The following is a 21,576-nucleotide window of genomic DNA, read 5'->3' on the forward strand; positions in this document are numbered from 1 at the left end:
ATGAAAATGAATATATTCTCTAGACGTTTTGCGTGTGTTCCGCGAGCGCTAGATCCATGACAGCTTTGCGCAGAATCTTTCCGTTGCTCGCCGTAGGAAGCTGCGCAAGTACAACAACTCTTTGTGGCCGTTTGTAGGGAGCAAGCCTTTGGCGCACTGAATCCAGCAGCGCTTCAGTCTGAATTGACACACCTTCCTCGGCTTCAATGAACGCGACGATTTGCTCGTCTCCGTTCTGAGGTACGCCAACGACGCACGATTGGCGCACCTCAGGCAGTGCGTTGATCACGGCTTCAACCTCACTTGGATACACATTGAAGCCGGATCTTATGATTAGATCCTTGATACGCCCCATAACGAACAGAGCACCATCCGGGGCCTCGCATAAAAGATCACCGGTTCGCAGCCAGCCGTTCTCGTCTAGCACCTCGGCTGTCTGTTGAGGCGCTTTGTAATAGCCCTTCATCACATTTGGGCCGCGCACAAGCAGTTCGCCAATCTGGCCGTGCGGCAGGGTTTGCCCTTGCTTATCAACAATGCGCGATTGCATGCCCGGAATTAGGTAGCCCACGCTAAGATCATCGCGACGCTGCCTGTACGGTACCGCGCTGACCGTGGGGGAAGCCTCGGTAAGCCCGTATCCGTTATTGATCGGCTCGCCGAAGATGGCCTCGATGCGCCCCTTCAACGAAGGGTCCAAAGGCGCGCCGCCACAGTGCAGCAGCCGTATCTGTGGCGCCACGATGCGAGTCCCTTGATCATGAGCCTGCAGCAGACGCAAGTACATGGCAGGTACGCCGTGCAGCATCGTAACGCCATCGGCTAAAGCCGTAATCGCGTGTGCAATATCAAAACGGCTGGTCAACTGCAGTGTGGCACCTGCGCCCAAGGCGGCCAGCGCCACTGTGCTCAGGCCATATACGTGTGCCACAGGCAGCGCCGAATACACGCGATCAGAGGGCTTTGTGCCGCGCGCGTTGCGCGCTACCGCCGACGAGTGGCCAAGGTTCGCATGCGTCAACATGACGCCCTTGGGTGTGCCGGTGGTGCCGCTGGTATAGATCAATACGGCTACCTGCTCCGCCGAATTTGCGTGTGTCGGTTCAGCGATCACATTCGGATCCGCGTCGGTACATGAAAACCGCAGTCCGGCGATCTGTTCTTCGCGGGCGCCATGGCGTGTGCCATGATCACGTGCATCCTTTGACAAGCCGCTGGTGGCCAGTGACAGCCTGGGTTGGCAATGGGCCTTAATGGTGTCCACCTCCATCCCTGTCATGCGGGCATTGACGACGACCGCCCAGGCGTCCAGGAGACTACAGGCAAAGATGGCGGCCAATTGCGTCGTACCGCTTTCGCCGATGACGAGCAAACGGTCTCCGGCGCGCAGACCGCGGTCCCGAAGCAAGTCGGCCATGGCGCGGACAGCGTTGTCGAGCGCCTCATACGTCCAGATACCCTCGTCGGTGATCAGGGCGGTTTGGTGAGCAAGGTGGGAAACATGCCGGCTGACGAGCTGGTGGATGCGGAAATCAGGATCAGGTAGGTCGATGGACATGAGGAAACGGCGGGCTGCTCGCTGCGGTTACTGGTGCAGGTCATCATAGGTATGAAGCCCTTCCATTTCCATCACATATGTGAATTGTTTGCCTCCGATATGCGCTGGCGCGCAATGCCACCGAGGTGCCGCAAACCGGACGGCGTCAATCCAGCGATAATCCTGCGCGGTCGATGACCGCCTTCCATTTCGTGCGGTCGGCGGCGATCAGTTCGCCGAATTTTTCGGGCGTCATGGGGATAGCTTCATAGCCGTGTTCCGCGAGATTCTTGCGGACGTCCGGCATGTTCAGGATGGCGGTTATCTCTTTGTTCAAATAACGGACAATCTCGGTCGGTGTTTTAGCGGGAACCACAATGCCGTGCCAGTTTTGCACCTCATAACCCGTTACGGTTTCTGCGACAACAGGTTCGGAAGGGTGTTGGGGCGAGCGCTCTGCAGACGTGGTGGCAAGCGCGCGCAGGCGGTTGGCTGCGATCAGTGGTTGGCTGGGCTTCTGGCCTCCGAAATTGAAGTCGACCTCGCCCGACACAATGGCATTGGTTGCACCTGACGAGCCTTTGTAAGGGATGTGCGTGGCCGAAATACCTGTCATCGCGACAAACAGCTCGCTGGCCAGATGCGCAGCGGAGCCCGCGCCGGCTGTCGAATAGGTAAGCCCATGTTCGGCGCGCTTGCCCTGTTCGATCAGTTGCTCGACCGTCTGGATGCTGGATGCCGGATTGACCACCAGCACCAGGGGCGCACGCACCATCGCTGTGACTGGAGCGAAATCCTTTTCGGGCTCATAAGACAGCTTCTTGTAAAGAACCGGGTTGATGGACAGTGTGCCCACATGGCCCGCAAACAGGGTGTAGCCGTCAGGTTCGGCGCGGGCGGCATGGCTGGCCCCTATGCTGCCGCCCGCACCGGGCTTGTTTTCGATGACAATACTCTGCCCGGTTCGTTCGGTCAGTTTTTCGCCGATCAGTCTGGCGACAAAATCCGTGGAGCCGCCGGGCGTGAAGGGAACGATCAGCTTGATCGTTCGGTTGGGATATGCCTGCGCGGCATGTGTGTCCAGGCTGTTCAAGGCCAGAAAAGAACTCGCCAGGGCGAGGGCCAGCATAATAGGGTTGCGCATGTCTTCTCCTGATAATTGCTTGCGGCGCCGAGTTGAGCGGGGCGCGTTAAAGTCCGAGCATTGTCCGGGTTTGGGCGGCAGTCGCCACGGGTCTGCCCAGCGCCTTGCACAGATCGGCGATGCGTTGAACCAGATATGCGTTGCCAGGTGCTTGCCGGCTGCCGTCCACATCGAGCACAGAGTCTTCAAAACCAACTCGCACGTGGCCCCCCAACGCAATCGCCAAGGCGCTCAATTCAAGCTGATAGCGGCCACCTTTGGCGCACCACCAATAGGCGCCCTGCGGCAGGCGGGCAGCCAGATTCATGAGCTTGCGCGCGCCGGCCTCGAAGCTATCGGGTGCGCCCAATATCAGGCCAAAGCAGTAGGGTTTTTGCACAGCGCCCGCATCGATCAAGGCGAGCGCGGTCTCGAGCATGGCCTCGTTATAGACGCTCATCTCTGGAATGGCGCCGCTGGCAGCGACCTTCGCGGCCATGGCGTCCAATGCAGCCTTGGCGTGCGCGATATCGGGGCCTTCCAGTCGCAGCGGCAGCGAGACCATCTCGGGCTGCAGCGACAGCGGCGCCACAGCCTGCTCCACGGTGAATCCGCGCGTGCCCAGGGACAGTTGCAGCACGGTCTCGGCGCGCGCCCGGACGCGGATCACGATCTCGCGAAACGTGTCTACATCGTGGGCAGGGGATTCATCGGGCGCGCGCGCATGCAGGTGTGCAATCGCGGCGCCGGCCTGAAGGCATTCCGCCACCGTGTCGGCGATGCTCTCAGGCGAGATGGGAACCTGCGGGTGGTCGGCGGTGCGCACGCGCGCGCCATTTGGGGCGACGGTGATGATGACGGGGCTATGGCTTACGCGCATGGGCGGGCTCGGTTTGCGTGTTTATGATGATGCGGCGCGCGGTTGCGTCGCCGTGCGTGGTGCGGACGTGTGCCGCATCGGTGTCGGGCAGCGGGCTTCTCATGTGAGGATGAGCGGCCAGCCAATACCGCAAATAGCCGCTGGTTCCACCTTGTTCGATGATGGGCTGCAGCACCGGCGGCATGCCCTGACAGGCGCGTACTGCGCCGGTACTGACGTTGGAGACCAGACCGCTGGCGTAGTCCACCTCGAGAATATCCCCCGTTTTCGCGAAGGTGTCGGGATCGGCCAGGCCCGTGATCACTGGCAGGCCCTGCGCCACCGCGCGCCGCATAGCCTTGAACGGCATGGACGCACAGACAATGCCCAGCTGCAGCGCCGCCATGGCGATAAAACCCTGCACATGCGTCTTGCCGCACGCGAACTGTTTGCCGCCCAGTATGATGTCGCCAGGTGCGACGCGGCTGGCAAAACCGGCGTCCAGGGTGGCGAACAAATGCGGTATCAAGACGTCGGGCCGTGTTTCGCGGCCTATCGCCAGGCTGAAGGGGATGAAGCCTTCATCCAGCGGTATATCGTCGCCAAAAACATGGCATGTGCCGCGCCGACGCAAAGGGTGATCCATGGCGGTTCCTTATTGTTGCGTGGGGTGAGCGGCGGCGACAACGCCACAGATCGCGGACGCCGCCACCGTCAAAGGGCTTGCGAGATAGGCCTGGCCGTCAGGCGAGCCGAAGCGCCCGGCGTGATTTGTCGCGGCTGTCGAAATGGACACTTCGCCAGGACCCAGGGGCGCCATGAGGCCGCCCGCGCAGGGGCCACAGCCTGCGGGCAGAAGGACAGCGCCCGCTTCCTGAAATATCTGTTGCAGCCCATCGCGGGCCATGCGCGCCGCAGTGGAGACGGTGCCTGGTGTCACGAAAAGACGCACGCCCGGCGCCACCCGCTTGCCTTTCAATACGGATGCGGCAGCGGCGAAGTCTTCATACATGCCGGAGCCGCAAGCGCCAAGAAACGCATGATCTATACGCAGGCCCGCCACGCTTTGCAGGGTTGCTGCGCGTTCGGGCCCGCCGGGCAGTGCGACCTGGGCCGTGATACTGGAAAGATCCAGGTCTATCGTATGTGCGTAGGCGGCATCCATGTCGCTGAACACGGCGCCTGCCGTGCCAGCGGGCGGTGGAAACGCCACATTCGCCACCCCGATTTCAGTGATCGAATTGCAGAGGGCGACGCGGGCGGCCAGATCGAGCTCGGACAAGCCAGGCCCGGCGAATTCGATGACCCGGTAATCAGGCGAGACGCCCCATAGGCCGCTCGACAGACCGCTTGCCAGCACAAAGCCTACGTCGCGCGGGTGTACCCCTGCCTGGAGCTCGCCGTGGACATTCACACGTATGGTTTCAGGCACTTCGATCCACAGCGTCCCGGTGGCCAGGACAGTGCTGATCTCGGGCCCCGCGCCGAACGCCAGGGCACCCAGCGCACCAAAATTGGTGCAGTGCATGTCGTAAGCGAACAGAAACATGCCGGGGCGAACCAGCCCTTGCTCGATGGGAAACAGGTGCCCATGCCCCCCTTGGCCCACGTCGTAGAAATGCCCCACCTGCCATTGACGGGCGATGTCCCGGATTCGCGCGCCGCGGGCGGCCGCTTGCGGCGAGCCATACAGAACCTCGTGATCGGTGACGAACATCACTTTTTCGGGCGACGCAATACGTCTGTAGCCCAGCTTGTCGAGTTCGCGAAAGGCAGTTTCGACATAGCCGTCATGGATGATGACCAGCTCCGGCACAGGGTGCAGTACATCGCCGGGCTGCACGTAGCGCTTGCCTGCAGCCCGGGCGAGCACTTTCTGCGTAAGGGTTTGCTGGCCTGGATTCATACTGCTGCCTTGCGTACGAGCGTGGGGCTTGTAGCCGGAGGTGTCGTGGGCGTGCCTGGATCGGCAAACCCGGTACTGCGCAGCCGATGCAGTGCGACCGCCTTGCCGTGCTCGTTGTGCAGCACAATGGCTGCCTGCGCCGCCTCGGGCGAGCGGTTGCGTATGGCGCGCAGCAACGCACGCAGCTCTGTCGCGCTTTCTTGCGGCCGATTGGGCATGGTGAGCGACGAAGACCACAGAAAACTGAGGCGAGCATTGAGTTGCCGCAGGTATGTACCGATTGCCGCGTTGTGCGACCCCTGCGTCAGGACTTCGAAAAACACACTCTTGGCCGACCTGATCTTGTCGGGTGTTTCCGATTTGAGCGCCGCCTCGAAGTTTTCGAGACAGTCCTCCAGTGCCTGGATATCTTCTTCTGTGCCATAGAGCGCGAATCGCTTGACTGCGACGCATTCTATGGCCAGCCGAACTTCCCAGAGCTCAAGCACCTCTTCAGCCGATATGACCCGCACCGATGGCCCGCGGTTAGGGACAATGTCGATCAGGCATTCTGCCTCGAGTTGGCGTAGCGCTTCGCGGATGGAGGGGCGGCTGACGCCGAAGCGTTCGCAAAGTTCGCGCTCTACCAGCCGTTCGCCGGGTTTGAACCTGCCTTCGGTGATGGCGGCGCGCAATTGATGCACTAATTGCTGCCGCACCGGCAGGGTGTCTGGATCTGCGTCCGTAAGGTTTTTAGTGTCCATGCGGCAAATTGTCTGACAACTAATAATTTAAGTCAAAGCAAAAGTAGACAAAACAAGAAACGCAGGAGAATAAAATAAATATTGTCAGGCAATTGAGGCGATCGCCGCCTTAGTTAGCAGCCAGCAGCCAGCAGCCAGCGGCTTGTGGCGGTTGTGCGATCCAGTGCACGCAGGATGCTTGCAAGTTTCTTGACGGCAGGCTCCATTTCTCCCGGTGTATGGGCGGCAAAGCCCATCAGGAAGCCGGCTCTATGCTTACCGGTGCCGGTGCCGGGAGAACGGGTATGCAAATCCGTCAGGCCCAGCAAGTCTATGCCTGCCCGGTGCGCCATTGCCACCGCTTCGCCTTCCGCAATGGCACGGATAAGGAGGCAAGGCATCTGCATGCCGCCCGCAGGGATTCGGGGTTCCAGAAAATCTGGCAGATATTTGCGTACCAGCCTGGCCAGTACATCGCGCCGCTCCGCGTAAACGGCGCGCATGGTGCGTACGTGGGCGCCAAAATGCCCGCCTTCCAGGAAGCGCGCCAGCGTCAGTTGGGGGATGGGGGCGCTGTGCCCGTCCAGCAGGGTGCGCGCCACCGTCATGGGGGCGACGAGCTGCGGCGGTAAAACCATATAGCCGATGCGCAGGCCCGGGAACAACGACTTGGTAAAGGTGCCGATGTAGATCGTGCGCTCGTGTGGATCGAGCCCCTGCACGCAGGCGGTGGGCTTGCCGGCATAATGGAACTCGCTGTCATAGTCATCTTCGATGATCCACGCTTGCTCCCGCTGCGCCCATTCTATGATGGCCAGGCGCCGATCCAGCGCGAGCGTCGCACCGGTCGGGAACTGGTGAGAGGGTGTCAGGAACACGGCCTTGGCGGGCTGCGATCCATGCAGGTGCTCCACGTTCATTCCGTCGCCATCCAGCGGCACCGGCACGCATTCCAGGCCCGCCGCGTCGAACGCCTTGCGGGCACCCTGATACACGGGATCTTCAAGGAAAATACGCTCGCCGGCGTCCAGCAGCACATTCGCGCATAAGGTCAATGCCTGCTGCGAGCTGGTCAGCACCAGCACGCGATCATGCGTGGCGCGCGCACCGCGTTCCAGGTTGACGTAATCGGCGATGGCCCGCCGCAGCGGCTCCATGCCTTGAGGCGGGCTGTGCAGCAAGGCTTGCGTACCGTATTGTTTGAGCACCTGGCGCTGCAAGCGCTCCCAAGTGTGCAACGGGAAATTGCGCGTTTCGGGCACGCCGGGCGCAAAGGCGCGCGGCGCCAGGAAGTCGCGCACCCCTCCGCTTGCAAACATTGCGTCGCCGCGCCGGCTCAGGCGCGGTGCGGGTTTGCGCACGGCGGGGCGCCGCACCAGGCCGCGTCCTGGCAGGCGCTGTATCTGCGCAGAGACAAAACTGCCGCTGCCGACGCGCCGCTCAATGAAGCCCTCGGCGTGCAATTGGCTGTAGGCAGTTTCTATTGTGTCGCGCGAGACGCCCAGTGATAGCGCCAGCGCGCGTGACGCCGGCAGCGGGCGCCCGACGCCGAGCGTGCCGTCCAGGATCAGTTGCCGTACCGCGCGCTGTATGCGCACATGCAGTGGCAGTGCGCTGTACGCGGGATCGGTAATCCAAGCTTTGACGGATTCGAGTTGCGCGTGCTTGAACAATTGGTCTGGGTGCCTTACTAAAAGTGGTGGGGTTTGTCGTGCCATTAAAGACATATAACTGAGACACCCACCCCGGTCAATCACCTTTTTCAGAGGCAGTGCGAGCGTCATGTCATCCGCCCAGTCACTTTCGTCCCTTCGCATGAGCGATCTCACCCATCCCGTCGTGGCAGGCCTGATCTCGGTCATCGTCAACTATGGCGGCACCTTTATCCTGGTGTTCCAGGCGGCCAGGGTGGCGGGCCTAAGCCCGGCGTTGACCGCCTCGTGGGTGTGGTCGATTTCAATTGGCGTGGGTGTGACGGGCCTGTTTCTCAGCTGGGTGGCCCGTGAGCCCATCATCACAGCCTGGTCTACGCCAGCCGCCGCTTTTCTTGTGACGGCGTTGGCAACGACGCCGTATGAGGAAGCGGTGGGTGCGTATCTGATTTCTGCCGCCGCGTTTGTGGCGCTTGGGCTGTCGGGTTACTTCGAGAAAGTCATCCGGCTGATTCCGCCCGGCGTGGCGGCTGGCCTGCTGGCGGGCATTTTGCTGCAATTCGGCATTCAAGCCTTTGGCGGCATGAACGTGGATCCTGCACTGGCGGGGCTGTTGATCGTGGCCTATGTCGTGCTCAAGCGCGTGACGGCCCGCTATGCTGTCGTTGGCATTCTGGTGCTGGGGCTGGCGCTCCTGCTGTTGCAGCGTCGCGTCGATCTGTCTGGGTTGTCGCTGGAGTTCGCCGCGCCGGTGTTTACCATGCCGGCATTCTCGCTCAACGCCTTGCTCAGCGTTGCGCTGCCCTTGTTCCTGATCACGCTGACGGGCCAATACATGCCCGGCATGCTGGTATTGCGCAACGACGGATTCAGAACCAGCGCCAATCCCATTGTGACCGTCACCGGTCTGGGCTCGTTGCTGATGGCACCGTTTGGATCACACGCCTTTAATATCGCCGCCATTACAGCAGCCATCGCCACCGGCCGGGAGGCGCACGAAGACCCTTCCAAGCGCTGGATCGCCGGCGTTGCCGCAGGCGTGTGCTACATCTTTGTCGGTGTGTTCGGGGTAACGCTGGCTGCGGTATTCATGGCTTTCCCGGCCACCTTCATCACCACGCTTGCAGGCCTGGCGCTGTTGGGGACCATAGGCGGGAGTCTCGCCAGTGCGCTTGCCGATGCAAAGACCCGCGAAGCTTCGCTAATCACCTTTCTCGCCGCTGCGGCCAATATCACGCTGCTGGGCATAGGTGGCGCGTTCTGGGGGCTGCTCATCGGTTTGCTTTCTTACGCGGTGCTCAATGGCCGGCTGCCCAGGCAATATCAGCAGGGCCAGCCAGTGGACGCCGCCGGCATCCCGGCTGCCGTCAGGAAGGGGTGAATCATGTCCGCACCAAGCTACACCCCTGTTCACCACGATCGCCACGGCCTTTATCCGCAAGCGCTTACCGTTGAAGATTTTCGGCGCAATATCGCCGCCGTGAACGCGCGCATTGCCGCCGCGTGCCAGCGCGTCGATCGCGACCCAGCCAGCGTGCGGCTGCTGCCTGTCAGCAAGACTAAACCCCAAGCCAGCCTGCGCCTTGCTTACGCGGCGGGCTGTCGTGTCCTGGGCGAAAACAAAGTGCAGGAAGCCTTTGGGAAATGGGAAACCATGCAGGACTTGGCAGATCTGCGCTGGTCGGTGATCGGCCACCTGCAAACCAACAAAGCCAAGTTGGTGGCGCGCTTTGCCAGTGAGTTTCAGGCGCTGGACAGCCTGCGTGTGGCGGAGGCACTGGATCGACGCCTGCAGTCCGAAGGGCGGTCCCTCGATGTATTCGTTCAGGTCAACACATCCGGCGAGGCCAGCAAATACGGCCTGGCGCCCGAAGATGTGGGCGCCCTTATCCGGCAACTGCCAGCCTATTCTGCATTGCGCGTGCGTGGGTTGATGACGCTGGCGCTGTTTTCCGCGCAAGCCGAGCGTGTGCGGCAATGCTTCATCCTGTTGCGCGAGCTGCGCGACACGCTGCGGCAGAGCGCGCCGGTTGGCATCGACCTGGCCGAGCTGTCCATGGGGATGTCGGGGGATTATGAGATTGCCATCGAGGAGGGCGCGACTGTCGTGCGCGTGGGACAGGCTATCTTCGGCGCCCGTGCTCTGCCAGACGCCTACTATTGGCCGGCAGACCATCCTGGCGTCTGACAAGTGTCGGCGTGTTTTGGCAGGCTTCGACCGGCAGCTATCGCCGGTAACGGAAGGGGTGTTCAGCAAGAAAGCCGAGGCTGAGCTGGAGCGCCAAGGATATTTTTGCTCGCTGCTTGCGTCGCCGTATTAACCACACAGCGCTCTGGCGGCGCCGATTGCCAGCGGTGCGAACTTTCGCGCAAAGCCTTCGGGTTCCCATTCGGAGCAGGATCCTGCGATATGCACGGCGCCCACCGGCCGGCCGTCATGATCGAGGATCGCACTGCCCAGCGCGATTTCGCCCAAGAGGCTTTCTTCCACAGCTAATGCATAGCTGCGCGTTCGCGCTTCGGCAATTTTTTCGCGCAGCTGATCGGGATCGGTAATGGATTTAGGTGTGAGCCGTACTAGTGAGGAGCGGCGGATGATGTCATCCGCATCCGCAGGACTAAGGCTGGCCAGAATCGATCGCCCGCCGGAGGTGATGAACGTGGGCATACGGCGCCCGACCAAGGTTGAATAGTAGGACTGCCGTTTGGTTTGCCTGCGCAACGCGTAAATAATCGACAAATCATCGAAAAGGCTCAGGTCCACCCGCTCTCCGCACTCTTCCTGCAAGGCCGTCAAGATAGGCGTCGCACGCTCGATCAACGGATGGCTGCGCAGAAAGTCGAATGTGCGATCCAGGCATTTGCTGCCAGGCAGATAGCCGCGGCCGTTCGCGCCGCGCTCAAGGTATCCCAGCGCGACGAGTGTGTGCGCAACGCGCTGCGCCGCGCTGCGGTCCAATGAGGAATACGTGGCCAGTTCATTGAGGCTTAAGGGCCCCGGTTTAGTGGAGAACGCTTCAAGCAGCGCGAATCCCTTGGCCAGAGAACGGACAAACAGTTTGTTTTTATCGTCACCGGTAGAAGAGTGCATGTGTGTCCTTGTGTTCAGCTACATAATGCGAGAGTATATTAATCTTTCGATAAGTAAGTATTAAATAGCAATACTCAAAGGCGTTTTTCATCAACGGCTTTCCTTGAGCACTTGTCAACAAGTCGCTTCCATTGAGCCGGTTGTTGGCGGCGCACGTGCTTGGCCAGGCAACATAAATCATCGCTGTGCGGGGCGCTGGGCAGCGTTTTTATTATTGAAGAATAGGCACAACAGCCTTGGAGATAGTCTATGCGACGATTTGAGGATCGGGTGGCCGTCGTGACCGGCGCAGCGTCGGGCTTGGGGCGGGATATCGCGATAAGCCTGTGTCGAGAAGGGGCCGCGCAAGTCGTCCTGATGGATATCAACCCCCAAGGGCTTGCCGAAACGGCGGAGTTGGCGGGTTCCGCATCGCGCATCAGTATCTGCGATGTATCCGATCCGGGTTCAGTGGCCACAGCCTGGCAAGCGCTGCAACTTTCCGACGGCTTGGATGTGCTCGTTACTGCCGCCGGCACCATTGGCACTTCCGCCGATATTGAGCACTGCGCACCAGCCGATTGGGATCGTCTATTTGCCATTAACGTACGCGGCACGTATCTGGCCGTCCAGCAGGCACTGCCTTACCTGCGTATCAGATCAGGCTGCATCGTGACAATGGGCTCAACGGCAGGGTTGGTGGGCAGTCGTGCACTGGGGCCATACTCGGCCAGCAAAGGCGCGATTACCACGATGACGCGCAGCCTTGCACTTGCACACGCGGCCGACGGCATACGGGTCAATTGCGTCTGTCCCGGCTCAATCAATACGCCCATGCTGCAAGCGACATTCGACGCGGCGGGCGATGCGGCGGCGGTTGAAGCCCGCAAGGCGGCGTATTTGGCACGCTACCCCATGGGGCGCTTTGGCGAGGCGCACGAGGTTGCCGAAGCCGTATTGTTTCTGGCCAGTTCAAGTGCGTCATACATGACCGGCGTCATGCTGCCGGTGGATGGGGGCGTGCTGGCATGAGATTTGATCAATGCAATGTCATCATTACGGGGGCGAATAGCGGCATCGGCTTGGCGGCGGTAAAACGTTTCCTCAGCGAGGGTGCCCGCATTCTCGCGGTCGATGTCAACGTCGCCGCATTGGGCCAGCTTCCGGTCGAAAGCCTCAAGATTGATCTTTCCGCGGTCGACGCACCGGCCCGCATTGCCGGCAAGGCCGCCGAGCTTTTTGATAATGTCGATGCGCTGATCAATAACGCGGGCATAGGTGGCGCCCGCACGCTGGCGCTGAGTGACGATGCCTTTATCGACCGCGTTCTCGATGTCAACCTGCGAGCCGTTATGCGGCTTACGCGCGACGTACTGCCGTTGTTGCGCAAGCCCGGCGCCAGCATTGTCAACGTTACATCGGTTTACGGCGAAACAGGCTACCCCGGCTCGGCGCCTTACGCTGCTTCCAAAGGCGCCATCTCCCAATTGACACGCCAGTTGGCGGCCGACCTGGCGCCTGAAGGGATCCGTGTCAACGGTATTGCGCCCGGTGTGATTCGGACAGCAATGACCGAAGCGCGCCTGGATAGCGATGCGTCATACTGGGCGGCGATGGTAGAGGCCACGCCCTTGGGGCGAGTCGGCGCACCGGAGGAGGTCGCCTCGGTCATCGCCTTTCTCTGCTCCCCGGATGCCAGTTATGTGGTCGGGCAAATCATCCCGGTGGACGGAGGCTGGTTGGATTGCCGTACGCGTCCCGCTATAGCCGCCGCTGAGCCGTCGATCAAATCAAGATAAAAAGGGCGAGATCTTTTGCGCGGCGACGCTGCTGTCGTCTCGTTGAGAGCGCCAGGCATGGGCAAGCTCTTGGCCCGTCGCATACCAAACACCCGGGAATGTTCGCGTATACGCGATGAATTGCCGCAGTAGTTCAATCCGTGATGGACGACCGATGGCCTGTGGATGCATCACCAGCGTGAATAAGCCGCCCCATTTATAGATTTCGCGGAACTCGGCACACCAGATTTCCAGAATGTGGCTGTTGGTGAAAATAGGCCGGTGCGCCTTGATGGACGACAGCATGAAAGGCGCGTCGTCCAGACTCCAGTGCCAAGGCAATTCGACGGGGCCGATGCGCCCGTCAGGCAAGACGTGATCATAGGGATTGATATCATCCATCAATGAGCTGTCGTAGAGGAATCCATAATCGGTGAGCAGCTTGATGATGTTGGGTGAGGTCTCGCCGGCCGGCGACCGGTAGCCCAAGGGGCGGACGCCCACATGGCGCTGCAGCGACTCGAGCCCCTTGACGAGCTCTTCAAGCTCCTCTTCGGGTTTGTCGGGATCCACCCATTTATGCAGGTAGCCATGATGGCCCACTTCGTGGCCGTTCGCCAGGATCTGTTCGACGCGCTCAGTGCGGTGCTCGGCCACCCAGCCAGGCACGAAGAATGTGCCGCGCAGGCCTTCTTCTCGCAGCAACTCCAGCACTTTGAGCACACCCACTTTGGCGCCGTAAGTGCCTTGCGAAAGCGTGCCGGGCCGCTTCATGTTCTCGGGGTCGCGTGATATCCAGTTGGTTTCCGCGTCGAAATCAAAAGTGAACTGGACGGCGCACTGTGCACCGCCCGGCCAATGTATGGAAGACATTGCAAATACTCCAGGCGAAAGGGTGGAGTGAAGTGAGAGGAAGTGATAAAGACTTAGCGGTGTGAACGATAGGCGGCTGGCCGCGCTGAGGCGCGCAGCCAGCGCGAACATCAGGCCTTCCAGCGCATTTCGTCCCAGGGCCCAAGCGGCCCCCAGACCGTGGATGGCACATTCACCAGATTGGCGTCATAGATGGTGAACAAGGGTTCTTCGTTCGTCCAGATCAGCGGAAGCTCGTTCGTTACGATCTTCTGGAACTCGCCATACAGTTCCTTGCGCTTGTTGAAATCCTGCTCGCGCCCGGCGGCGGCCAGGATCTCATCAACACGGGGGTTGCTGTAACCCTCTGTGTTGGAATAGATGACGCCTTTCTTTTGGTTTGTGCTTAGATAGGCGCGATTCACCCCGATGACTGGATCCGGGTAATTCCACATGCCGTTCATCGTCAGGTCGTATTCCCAATTGCTGACGCGTGTGCTCCAGGTGGGGAAGTCGGGGTTGGCGCGCAATTCGATATTGATGCCTACTTTACGCAACTGTGCTTTCAGGTATTGAGCCACCGGTTCCTGGCTGTTGACGTTGACGTCGGGCAGCCATTCGAGCGTCAGCGACACCCGGGAACCATCGGCCTTTCGTGCAAGGCCTGCCGCATCCAGCAGTGCGTTGGCCTTTTCAATGTCATACGCGTAAATCGTCAGATCGTCTTTACTGTAAAAGACATTGGACTTGGTCAGCGGGCCGTCCATGCGTTTCGCTTTGCCGGCCAGGAGCTTGTTGGCGATAAAGTCCTTGTCCATGGCGTGAGCAATGGCCTGCCGCACTCGCACGTCGTTGAGCGGCGTCTTGCGATGATTGATTTCCAGGTAGTTGGTCGCGCCCAGTGCTTCGTAGCCGTCACTCGTGACGCGGATTTTCGGATTGCTCTCAAGGCGCCCAAGATCGCGCACGCGCACGCCGGCAAACGGCAGGTAATTGATCTCCCCGCGCTCCATACTGATCAGGCTATTGATCGAATCCTTGTTGATGCGGAAAATCAGCCGGTCGAGATACGGGCGGTTTTCACGGAAAAACCGAGGATTCCTTTCCATGATGATGTGTTGGCCGGCCTTGAACTCCACCAGCTTGAACGGCCCCGACCCAACCGCTGCGGTATTGGCCGGGTGGCCCTGTATCGGCGCTGTTGAGTAAACGTGCTTGGGCAAAATGGGCAGCAGCAAAGGCGACAATGCCGCCGGCAGCGCAGGCTGTGGATAGTCCAGGCGCAAGATCACCGTATGGGCGTCGGGCGTTTCAACCTTACCCACGGCCTTGAACATAGAACTGCCAAACGGATGATTGGCTTTTACGATGTCCAGCGAGAAAGCTACATCTTCAGACGTGATCGGCTTGCCATCATGAAATACCGCGCCTTCCACCAGTTTGAACGAATATACCAAGCCGTCGTCCGACACCGTCCACGACTTCGCAAGATAGGGATGAGGCTGAAACTTGTCGTCCATTTGCAGCAGGCCGGCGAACAATTGAACCCCCGGCACCCCCGTTGCCTGCCCGGATTGAATCGCCGGGTTGAGGTGGCGCACCGTTGTGTGGCCGATAACCAACGTACCCGTCTGGGCTTGCGCATAAGCGTCGCGCATCGGCAGACCGCTCAGGGCCAGCACGGCGGACGCACCCGTCGCATTCAAAAACCGGCGTCGATTGATCGAGAGATCTGAAAAGTACTTCATGGTTTGTCTCGCTTGTTATGTGCGTCATGCACGATGTTTTAGTTGCCTAGGTATTGCTATGCAATACCTATATATCGCCAAAAATCACTATGCGAGAACGATCATCGAAAGTCAAGAAAATCTTGAAGGCACGTTGTCACCCACCATCTCCAGACGGTCTTGTCGCAGCTTGTTGGCAAACTCGGGGTAGGTTTCCGAGAGTTCCTCCATGACTCGTGTGCGCAGTAGTTCCAAGGTATCGGGATCCGGAAGCGGCGTTTGGGCGGGAGTGTCGGCATGCGAGAACGCGAACCCCGTCGCCTGCTTTATGCTGCTCAGGTCATGGCCGGGGTGCAGGCTTTCCAGCACGAAGCCTGGCTTGTCTTTGTCGAATCGGAACAAGCATTTGCTGGTCAATAACGCGACGGGGCCTCCGGTTCTGTATGTGGCGCTGTCGCTGATGCCTGGCGCACTGATGAAGTCGACCTGGTCAACGAGCACCCTTGGTGTGTGTTCTTCGCGAAAAAGGATGACGCGAGGAACCACGAAATAGAGATAGGCGGAGCCAAAGGATCCAGGCCACCGCACGCTTGAACGCGGATAATCGCCTGTTCCGACGAGATTGATGTTGCCCTGCCCATCGATCTGGCCGCCTCCCAGGAAGAAGGCATCGATACGGCCCTGGGCAGCGCAATCGAAGAGCTCCATGCCGCCGTTGGTAAAAAGTTGTGCTTGACGGAGCCCAGGATGGAAATGCGTACTGGTGGGGCGCCTCTTTTCTCTTCGAGTGCGCGCAGGAGCATGGCACCCGCCGCAGGCATTGGGGAAGAGGCGCCGACTGCCACATGACGCACACCCTGAAGCAGCCTGGAAATCGTATAGATCAGCAGCTCTCGATCAAGTGTTGCGTTCATTCAGCAGCCTCCAACTGGCGAGACTTTATGTACTCGGCAAACCCTTCCGCGGTTTTGGCCGCCTTTGCGTATCGCAGGATCTCCGCAGTGTCTGTCGCGTACTCGCCCCATAGCCCATAAGGCCACGCACCCTTTGGCGCCACTGCAATGGCGTTGATATACAGCGCAGGCAGCGTGCCTGCGGCATTGAGTTCGGACTCGAGCAGGTTCTCGTCGACAATCTTCTCGACGGTCACGAGCGTCTGGGAAGACGCATAGGCCATCAGCGCGAGTTCACGTCGTCTGCCAATCCAGACGTTGCCGTATCGGTCTGCTTTTGGCGCATGGAAAATAGCAATATCGGGCTTGATGGCGGGCACCAGAACGATATCGTCCTGGTCTTGGGAAAAGGGGTTTTGAATCACACGCCAGTCGTCGCGATACTTGAGGATGTCGGTGCCGATCAGGCCGCGCATGGGCATGAACGGAAGCCCCCTTTGCGCCGCCAGAAAAGCCGCATGCACGGCTGGGCAGGTTGCGTCACGAACCTTGATCGTTCCGTCTTTGACCGCCTGGTTGAAGCGCGGTGCCCCGCCTGCTTCTCCCAGGGTGACGGCACTGGTCTCGACTGAGCTCACCAGCCCGGCACCGACCAGCAGGTCGACCTGCATGCCGCCCGTCGGTACGCAAACAAGATTCAGATTGCCTGCGCCGTGCGCTATCAATGGCCGGTTCATTGCCATCGAAACCCCACCGTAATCAACGGGCAGCGCCAGGCGCATGCCTGACTTGACGTAGCGCGCCATCGTGTTCAGGTCAGTCGGCATTCCCCTTTCCCCTTCGTTTGAATACTGCCGTGCCGCATTCAGTGACGCTGCGGTTCGAACCTATACCAACACACGGACGCTACTGATACTGTCCGTCGGTGTTTGTCAAACTTTAGCGAGGCTGGCGCTCGTGCCAGGTGCGCAGGGCCTCCAGCGTATTTTTTACGTGATAATCGGGCTCCATCGCCGTATATTCATAGATGACTTCGCCAGTAGGTGAAATGACGTACGACATTCGCGTGGCGCGGCCGGGGCGCGTTCCCAACGCTGCGTCGTAGGCGCGGATCACCTTGCCGCTCGTGTCGGCGCCAACGGCGAATTTGCTGCCGCATGGGCCGAGAGAGAATGCTTTCAGTGTGTCGATATCGTCTGCTGATATGCCGATTACCGTTGCCCCTAGGGCTTTGTAATCGTCAATGGCTTCGGCGAACGTGTGTGCTTCGATCGTGCAGCCTTTAGTAAAAGCAGCAGGGTAAAAATAAAGCACGACAGGGCCCTTTTGCAGGGCTTGCTTCATCGAGAAGTCGAATGTCTCTCCCGCCAGGGCGATCTGGAGGGCAAAGTGGGGAGCGGGTGCGCCGACGGCCAGCGCCGCATGCGCTGCTGGCGTCCATACGGCCGAAATGACCGCGGCGGCGGCGAAGGCCGCGGAAAGCCCTATGAGCGAGCGTCTCATCAACAATCTCCGGGTGCACGAGGAACATCCATCCATCTAGCGTAGATAGATTTGGCCCGGGCTGCAAGCATCGATACGTTCAGAGATGGCTCTATTCTTTCGCATGCGAAAGTTGGGAGATCAATAGACGCGATACGTTGTTTGCTAGGTTTCTGTGCGCGGATGAATATGGTTTAGTGTCTGTAGCGCCAGCGTCGAATGCGCATAGGCGGCCCCTGCACGCATCTCGGCGGCTACCCATATGGCTTCCATGATTTGCGCCTCGCTCGCGCCGGCCCGCACCGCGCCTTCTGTGTGGCCCTTGATGCAATAAGGGCACTGCGTGACGTGCGCGACGGCCACCGCGATCAACTGCTTGGTTCGCGCGTCCAGTGCACCCGGTGCAAACACTGCCTTGCTGAACGCCTTGAAAGCAGCCAGCGGCTCTGGCGCGAGCTCCGCGCGTTTGCGGGCCAAGTCTGCGGTGATATCGGGATACATGGCTTTATCCATAATGGGGCTCCTTGAAGCGTAGGGTTTCGACCATCATAGATCTGCCACGCCAATTCTCGGCCAACGCCTGCGTTACCTTCGTGGCTACTTGCCTGGCGCCAACTGCAAAACGCTGGTCATAGCCACGCGCGTACCTTCGTTTTGTAAGCCGCATAGTCGGCGCCGAACTTTTCCATCAGGGCGCGCTCTTCCGGCCGGATCTGGTAGCGCTGGATATATACGGGAAACGCGAACGCAAAAATCAGCGACCACACATTGCCCAGGTAAAAGCCCCATCCGATCAACAGCAGCAGGCTTCCAAGATACATAGGGTTGCGCGTCACGCGATAGACGCCGGATGTCACCAGCGCCGTTGCCGCCCCGGGTGTTCTAGGGTCGGGCGTGGTGTGCGCGCGCTTGAACGCCAGAATGCCCGCCACGCCAAAGAGAATGCCTGCTGCGGCAAACACGATCGCTGCCCACGTGTTGTGCAGCGCGGCGAACGCGAAGCGGGGCAGGAGAACAGAAAGCAGCCACATCGCCAGCGCCGTCGCCAACATGATGAATGGCGGAGGGATGGCCAATTCGAGGGACTTCATATCTGCCTCCTGCAAATACTTCCGGCGTCGACCGGAACGGTGGCTTCAATCGTACCCGGAATCCGTGTCCGCCAGCGTCTTTTGATCAAGATGCCTCCGGAGCACGTCTAGATATTCGCGCCGCCATCGACGAGCAGACTTGCCCCCGTGATGGCGCGAGCAGCATCGCTGCACAGATACAGCGCCAGCGACGCAACTTCGTCGGGGCGGTTGAAGTCCGGAATAGCCCGCAGCAGGCGCTGTGGCGCGGCGTGCGGGCCGTCGGCAGGATTCATGTCGGTGTCAGTCGAGCCGGGCTGGATAATGTTCACAGTAATGCCGCGCGGCCCCAGTTCACGTGCGACGGCCTTCGTCAGCCCCCACACGGCTGCTTTGCTCATGGCATACACGCTGAGGCCGGGGTCGGGTACGCGCTCGGCGAGGTTGCTGCCGATGCTGATGATGCGGCCGCCGTTCTCCATCGTCTGCGCTGCGCGTTGCATGGCCGCGAACACCGCCTTCGTATTGATGGCCATCTGCTCGTCGTATTCGCCGAGAGAGAAGGTTTCAATCGGTTTGGCCTCGAAGACACCTGCGTTGTTGACCAGGATATCGAACTTGCCCCAACGCGCTTTTACGTCAGAGATTACCTGCTGCACGTGTTCGCCGTTTCGTGAATCAACGCGCACGGGCCAGATGTCCACGGATTCCGGCGCAGTGCCCAGGTTCGTCAGTTCATTCTTCAGTTGCCGTACCAGCTGTTCCGCAGCATCTGCGGAGTTGTGATACGTGAACGCAACGCTTGCTCCGTTCAGGGCGAGCTCGCGGACAATCGCTGCACCGATGCCTCGGGCCCCGCCCGTGACCAACGCGACCTTGTTCTTCATGGTGTTCATGGTTTCTCCGTTTCGTTGTGAGTGGTTAGCGCGCCACCGGGCACGCAGCGGTGCCCAGTGATGAGGTGTCTGCCTCGTGTGAAGTAAGGGATGGCGCCGGCTTGACGCGCAGGCCTATCAACATGACGGCGCCGAGCAACACGCATGCACCAAAAGCAAAGACATCGCTGGTATCGCCCAGGCTCAAGATCAGCCCGCCAGCCGCTGCGCCCGATGCAATGGAGGCATTGATGGCTGCAACCAGAAGCCCGCCCGCACTTTCTGCTTCATCGGGAACAGTCTGCGCAACCCATTGAGACTACGTGCCCGGTACGGTTCCGAAGGCCAGCCCCCAAAGGTGATCGACAGGGCACGCGCCAAGTGTGCAGCAAGCACAAGCCGCATGACGATGGCCGTTGACATCGCCCAGAATCCGCCGAGCCCGATGCCAAGCAACACACGGCCAGCCAGCAGGAATGAAAAATTGGGGGCGAACGCGACCAATAGATTCGCGATGATGAGAAGGACTGAGAAGCTCAGCAAGACACGGCGCCGATCCAGGCGGCTCGTGATGCCCGGCACCAGCAAGCTGGCGGTAAACCCCAGCACTGCGGTGGTGGAGACTGCCTGCCCGGCAAGGCTCTCGGAAATATGCAGGTCGGCCGCCATGGGCGTGAGCAGGCTGACGGGCAGGAATTCGGCGGTGACGAGGGCGAACACGCCCAGCATCATGGATATGACGGCGCCCCAAAGCGGCTTGCTGTCAGGTGGCGCGTGGGCATTATCTGTGGGTGTAGAGATCATATTGCGTCCTGGATAAGGTTCTAGTGATCGAAGTCAGGCATCAGGTTAAACTCGCATGAACGGACAATCTATGACGTTAAGTACGAAATGTTTGATCATTCGTCTGCCATTTCAGAAGCAGCACAAACCAATGGCGCCGCCAGCGACGTCGTCAGCGAGCTGCTGGCCGGCATGCGCCTGCGGGGCCTGGATTACCAGCGCCTGCAGATCACGCCGCCGTTCGGGGTTAGTTACGGCGAAGATCCTGCAAAGGCTCAATTCCATTTCATTGCACAAGGCAGCGTCTACCTATACGGGCCTGACAAGGCGCTTTACCACCTGGGGCCAGGAGATGCCGTTCTGCTGCCCCGTGGGGGCACGCACGCCCTGGTGTCCCAGCTCGATGTTGAATGCCGGCTGATCGCGCAACTGCCGGGCAGCGTCATCTGTGAAGCAGTCAAGGACATCGTGGTATGTTGCCCGGACATGCGCCAGGAAGATCGCGTGGTTGTATTCAGCGGTGCCATGGCATTTGAACTGGGCTCCATGAATTCCCTGGTCAGCCTGATGCCAGCGGTTCTGCACGCGAGTACGCTGCTCGAGCGCAACCCCGAAATACTGCCGATTCTCGAAGCCATGGAGCGCGAGACCCGAACCGCGCGGGCAGGTTTCGCCGGAATCCTCACGCACCTGGCGGAAGTGGTCTCGGCATCCATCGTGCGCGGGTGGGTGGAAAGCGGGTGCGGCGATGCGGGCGGCTGGATCGGGGCCCTGCGCGATCCGCGTCTGGCCAGGGTGATAGCGGCGGTGCATCGGGATCCCGGTCGCGACTGGACTGTCGAAAATATGGCTGCGCAGATGGGCAGCTCCCGGTCTGTATTCGCCGAGCGATTCCAGGCAGTCACCGGTATTACGCCGTTGCGCTACGTCACCGAGCTTCGCATGCGTATGGCAATGCAGTGGATGGTCCGTGACCGGTTATCCATTGAGCTAGTGGCCGAGCGTCTGGGTTATGGGTCCCAGGCCGCCTTCAGTCGGGCATTCAAGCGGGTAACCGGGCAGTCGCCAGGTGCGGTGCGCGCAGGCAGGGAGATCGAAAAGGCGGTGACCAAAACCGGCAAGCAGCTTCAGGCTGCCGGAAACAAAGTGCGCAAGGCATACAAGTAAAGCGTGCACACCCGACGGCTGTATCGTGCCGTGATTTCCCGGCGCCACTTTGCCGCAGCCTATTATTGGCTTGTTTGATT

Annotated in this window: 20 protein-coding genes and 2 pseudogenes; 5 read left to right on the plus strand and 17 right to left on the minus strand. The window is 60.2% G+C overall.

The window, feature by feature from the left end; all coding sequences use genetic code 11:
- Window positions 1-19 precede the first annotated feature (19 nt).
- The 7 genes from LOL23_RS12735 to pdxR all read right to left on the minus strand — a co-directional run bounded on the left by LOL23_RS12735 (window position 20) and on the right by pdxR (window position 7,820).
- Window positions 20-1,558 (minus strand): class I adenylate-forming enzyme family protein, encoded by a 1,539-nt coding sequence (locus LOL23_RS12735; RefSeq protein WP_237173700.1) that lies wholly within the window; start codon window positions 1,556-1,558, stop codon window positions 20-22.
- Between the two features lie 145 nt (window positions 1,559-1,703).
- Complete coding sequence (locus tag LOL23_RS12740; protein WP_160980840.1) at window positions 1,704-2,681, minus strand: Bug family tripartite tricarboxylate transporter substrate binding protein; 978 nt, start codon at window positions 2,679-2,681, stop codon at window positions 1,704-1,706.
- Between the two features lie 46 nt (window positions 2,682-2,727).
- Entirely contained in the window at window positions 2,728-3,540 is an 813-nt protein-coding gene (locus LOL23_RS12745; RefSeq protein WP_237173701.1) for a beta-keto acid cleavage family enzyme, read from the minus strand.
- Complete coding sequence (locus LOL23_RS12750; RefSeq protein WP_160980836.1) at window positions 3,524-4,165, minus strand: 3-isopropylmalate dehydratase small subunit; 642 nt, start codon at window positions 4,163-4,165, stop codon at window positions 3,524-3,526. Before LOL23_RS12750 ends, LOL23_RS12745 begins: the two co-directional genes overlap by 17 nt.
- A 9-nt stretch (window positions 4,166-4,174) precedes the next feature.
- Complete coding sequence (locus LOL23_RS12755; protein WP_160980834.1) at window positions 4,175-5,425, minus strand: 3-isopropylmalate dehydratase large subunit; 1,251 nt, start codon at window positions 5,423-5,425, stop codon at window positions 4,175-4,177.
- Complete coding sequence (locus LOL23_RS12760; protein ID WP_160980832.1) at window positions 5,422-6,168, minus strand: GntR family transcriptional regulator; 747 nt, start codon at window positions 6,166-6,168, stop codon at window positions 5,422-5,424. The genes LOL23_RS12755 and LOL23_RS12760 overlap by 4 nt, the downstream gene beginning before the upstream one ends.
- Window positions 6,169-6,281: 113 nt before the next feature.
- On the minus strand, window positions 6,282-7,820 hold the full coding sequence (pdxR, locus tag LOL23_RS12765; RefSeq protein WP_237173702.1) for a MocR-like pyridoxine biosynthesis transcription factor PdxR: 1,539 nt from the start codon (window positions 7,818-7,820) through the stop codon (window positions 6,282-6,284).
- A gap of 109 nt (window positions 7,821-7,929) precedes the next feature.
- Between pdxR and LOL23_RS12770 the strand changes: the two genes are divergently transcribed.
- Both LOL23_RS12770 and LOL23_RS12775 read left to right on the plus strand, forming a co-directional pair.
- Window positions 7,930-9,180 (plus strand): benzoate/H(+) symporter BenE family transporter, encoded by a 1,251-nt coding sequence (locus tag LOL23_RS12770; protein WP_237173703.1) that lies wholly within the window; start codon window positions 7,930-7,932, stop codon window positions 9,178-9,180.
- A 3-nt stretch (window positions 9,181-9,183) separates the two neighbouring features.
- Window positions 9,184-9,987: a YggS family pyridoxal phosphate-dependent enzyme gene (locus LOL23_RS12775; protein WP_237173704.1), complete on the plus strand. Its 804-nt coding sequence runs from the start codon at window positions 9,184-9,186 to the stop codon at window positions 9,985-9,987.
- A 129-nt stretch (window positions 9,988-10,116) separates the two neighbouring features.
- On the opposite strand, the gene LOL23_RS12780 is transcribed toward LOL23_RS12775, so the two are convergent.
- The gene (locus tag LOL23_RS12780) at window positions 10,117-10,890 is read right to left on the minus strand and encodes an IclR family transcriptional regulator (RefSeq protein WP_160980824.1); all 774 of its coding nucleotides are present in this window, start codon (window positions 10,888-10,890) and stop codon (window positions 10,117-10,119) included.
- Between the two features lie 249 nt (window positions 10,891-11,139).
- On the opposite strand from LOL23_RS12780, the gene LOL23_RS12785 reads away from it, so the two are divergent.
- Window positions 11,140-11,901 (plus strand): SDR family NAD(P)-dependent oxidoreductase, encoded by a 762-nt coding sequence (locus LOL23_RS12785; protein ID WP_237173705.1) that lies wholly within the window; start codon window positions 11,140-11,142, stop codon window positions 11,899-11,901.
- On the plus strand, window positions 11,898-12,668 hold the full coding sequence (locus tag LOL23_RS12790) for an SDR family NAD(P)-dependent oxidoreductase (protein WP_237173706.1): 771 nt from the start codon (window positions 11,898-11,900) through the stop codon (window positions 12,666-12,668). The genes LOL23_RS12785 and LOL23_RS12790 overlap by 4 nt, the downstream gene beginning before the upstream one ends.
- Here the strand turns inward: LOL23_RS12790 and LOL23_RS12795 are convergent.
- From LOL23_RS12795 to LOL23_RS19170, 9 genes and pseudogenes are all read right to left on the minus strand, one after another.
- On the minus strand, window positions 12,660-13,520 hold the full coding sequence (locus LOL23_RS12795) for a polysaccharide deacetylase family protein (RefSeq protein ID WP_160980818.1): 861 nt from the start codon (window positions 13,518-13,520) through the stop codon (window positions 12,660-12,662). The genes LOL23_RS12790 and LOL23_RS12795 overlap by 9 nt on opposite strands.
- Before the next feature lie 110 nt (window positions 13,521-13,630).
- On the minus strand, window positions 13,631-15,247 hold the full coding sequence (locus LOL23_RS12800) for an ABC transporter substrate-binding protein (RefSeq protein ID WP_237173707.1): 1,617 nt from the start codon (window positions 15,245-15,247) through the stop codon (window positions 13,631-13,633).
- Between the two features lie 111 nt (window positions 15,248-15,358).
- Window positions 15,359-15,973, minus strand: a pseudogene (locus LOL23_RS12805) (CoA-transferase); the annotation flags it as partial.
- Window positions 15,974-16,136: 163 nt separating this feature from the next.
- The gene (locus LOL23_RS12810; RefSeq protein ID WP_160980812.1) at window positions 16,137-16,946 is read right to left on the minus strand and encodes a CoA transferase subunit A; all 810 of its coding nucleotides are present in this window, start codon (window positions 16,944-16,946) and stop codon (window positions 16,137-16,139) included.
- Window positions 16,947-17,058: 112 nt separating this feature from the next.
- On the minus strand, window positions 17,059-17,622 hold the full coding sequence (locus LOL23_RS12815; RefSeq protein ID WP_237173708.1) for a peroxiredoxin: 564 nt from the start codon (window positions 17,620-17,622) through the stop codon (window positions 17,059-17,061).
- A 144-nt stretch (window positions 17,623-17,766) separates the two neighbouring features.
- Window positions 17,767-18,114 (minus strand): carboxymuconolactone decarboxylase family protein, encoded by a 348-nt coding sequence (locus LOL23_RS12820; RefSeq protein ID WP_160980808.1) that lies wholly within the window; start codon window positions 18,112-18,114, stop codon window positions 17,767-17,769.
- A 116-nt stretch (window positions 18,115-18,230) separates the two neighbouring features.
- On the minus strand, window positions 18,231-18,692 hold the full coding sequence (locus tag LOL23_RS12825; RefSeq protein ID WP_160980806.1) for a methyltransferase family protein: 462 nt from the start codon (window positions 18,690-18,692) through the stop codon (window positions 18,231-18,233).
- A 107-nt stretch (window positions 18,693-18,799) separates the two neighbouring features.
- Entirely contained in the window at window positions 18,800-19,567 is a 768-nt protein-coding gene (locus LOL23_RS12830; RefSeq protein WP_237173709.1) for an SDR family NAD(P)-dependent oxidoreductase, read from the minus strand.
- A 327-nt stretch (window positions 19,568-19,894) separates the two neighbouring features.
- Window positions 19,895-20,350, minus strand: a pseudogene (locus LOL23_RS19170) (MFS transporter); the annotation flags it as partial.
- Between the two features lie 87 nt (window positions 20,351-20,437).
- Here LOL23_RS19170 and LOL23_RS12840 point away from each other — a divergent pair.
- Window positions 20,438-21,496 (plus strand): AraC family transcriptional regulator, encoded by a 1,059-nt coding sequence (locus LOL23_RS12840; protein WP_160980802.1) that lies wholly within the window; start codon window positions 20,438-20,440, stop codon window positions 21,494-21,496.
- Window positions 21,497-21,576: the final 80 nt, after the last annotated feature.

Origin of the sequence: Paracandidimonas lactea (genome assembly GCF_021653995.1) — a bacterium.
Taxonomy (GTDB): Bacteria; Pseudomonadota; Gammaproteobacteria; order Burkholderiales; family Burkholderiaceae_B; genus Allopusillimonas; species Allopusillimonas lactea.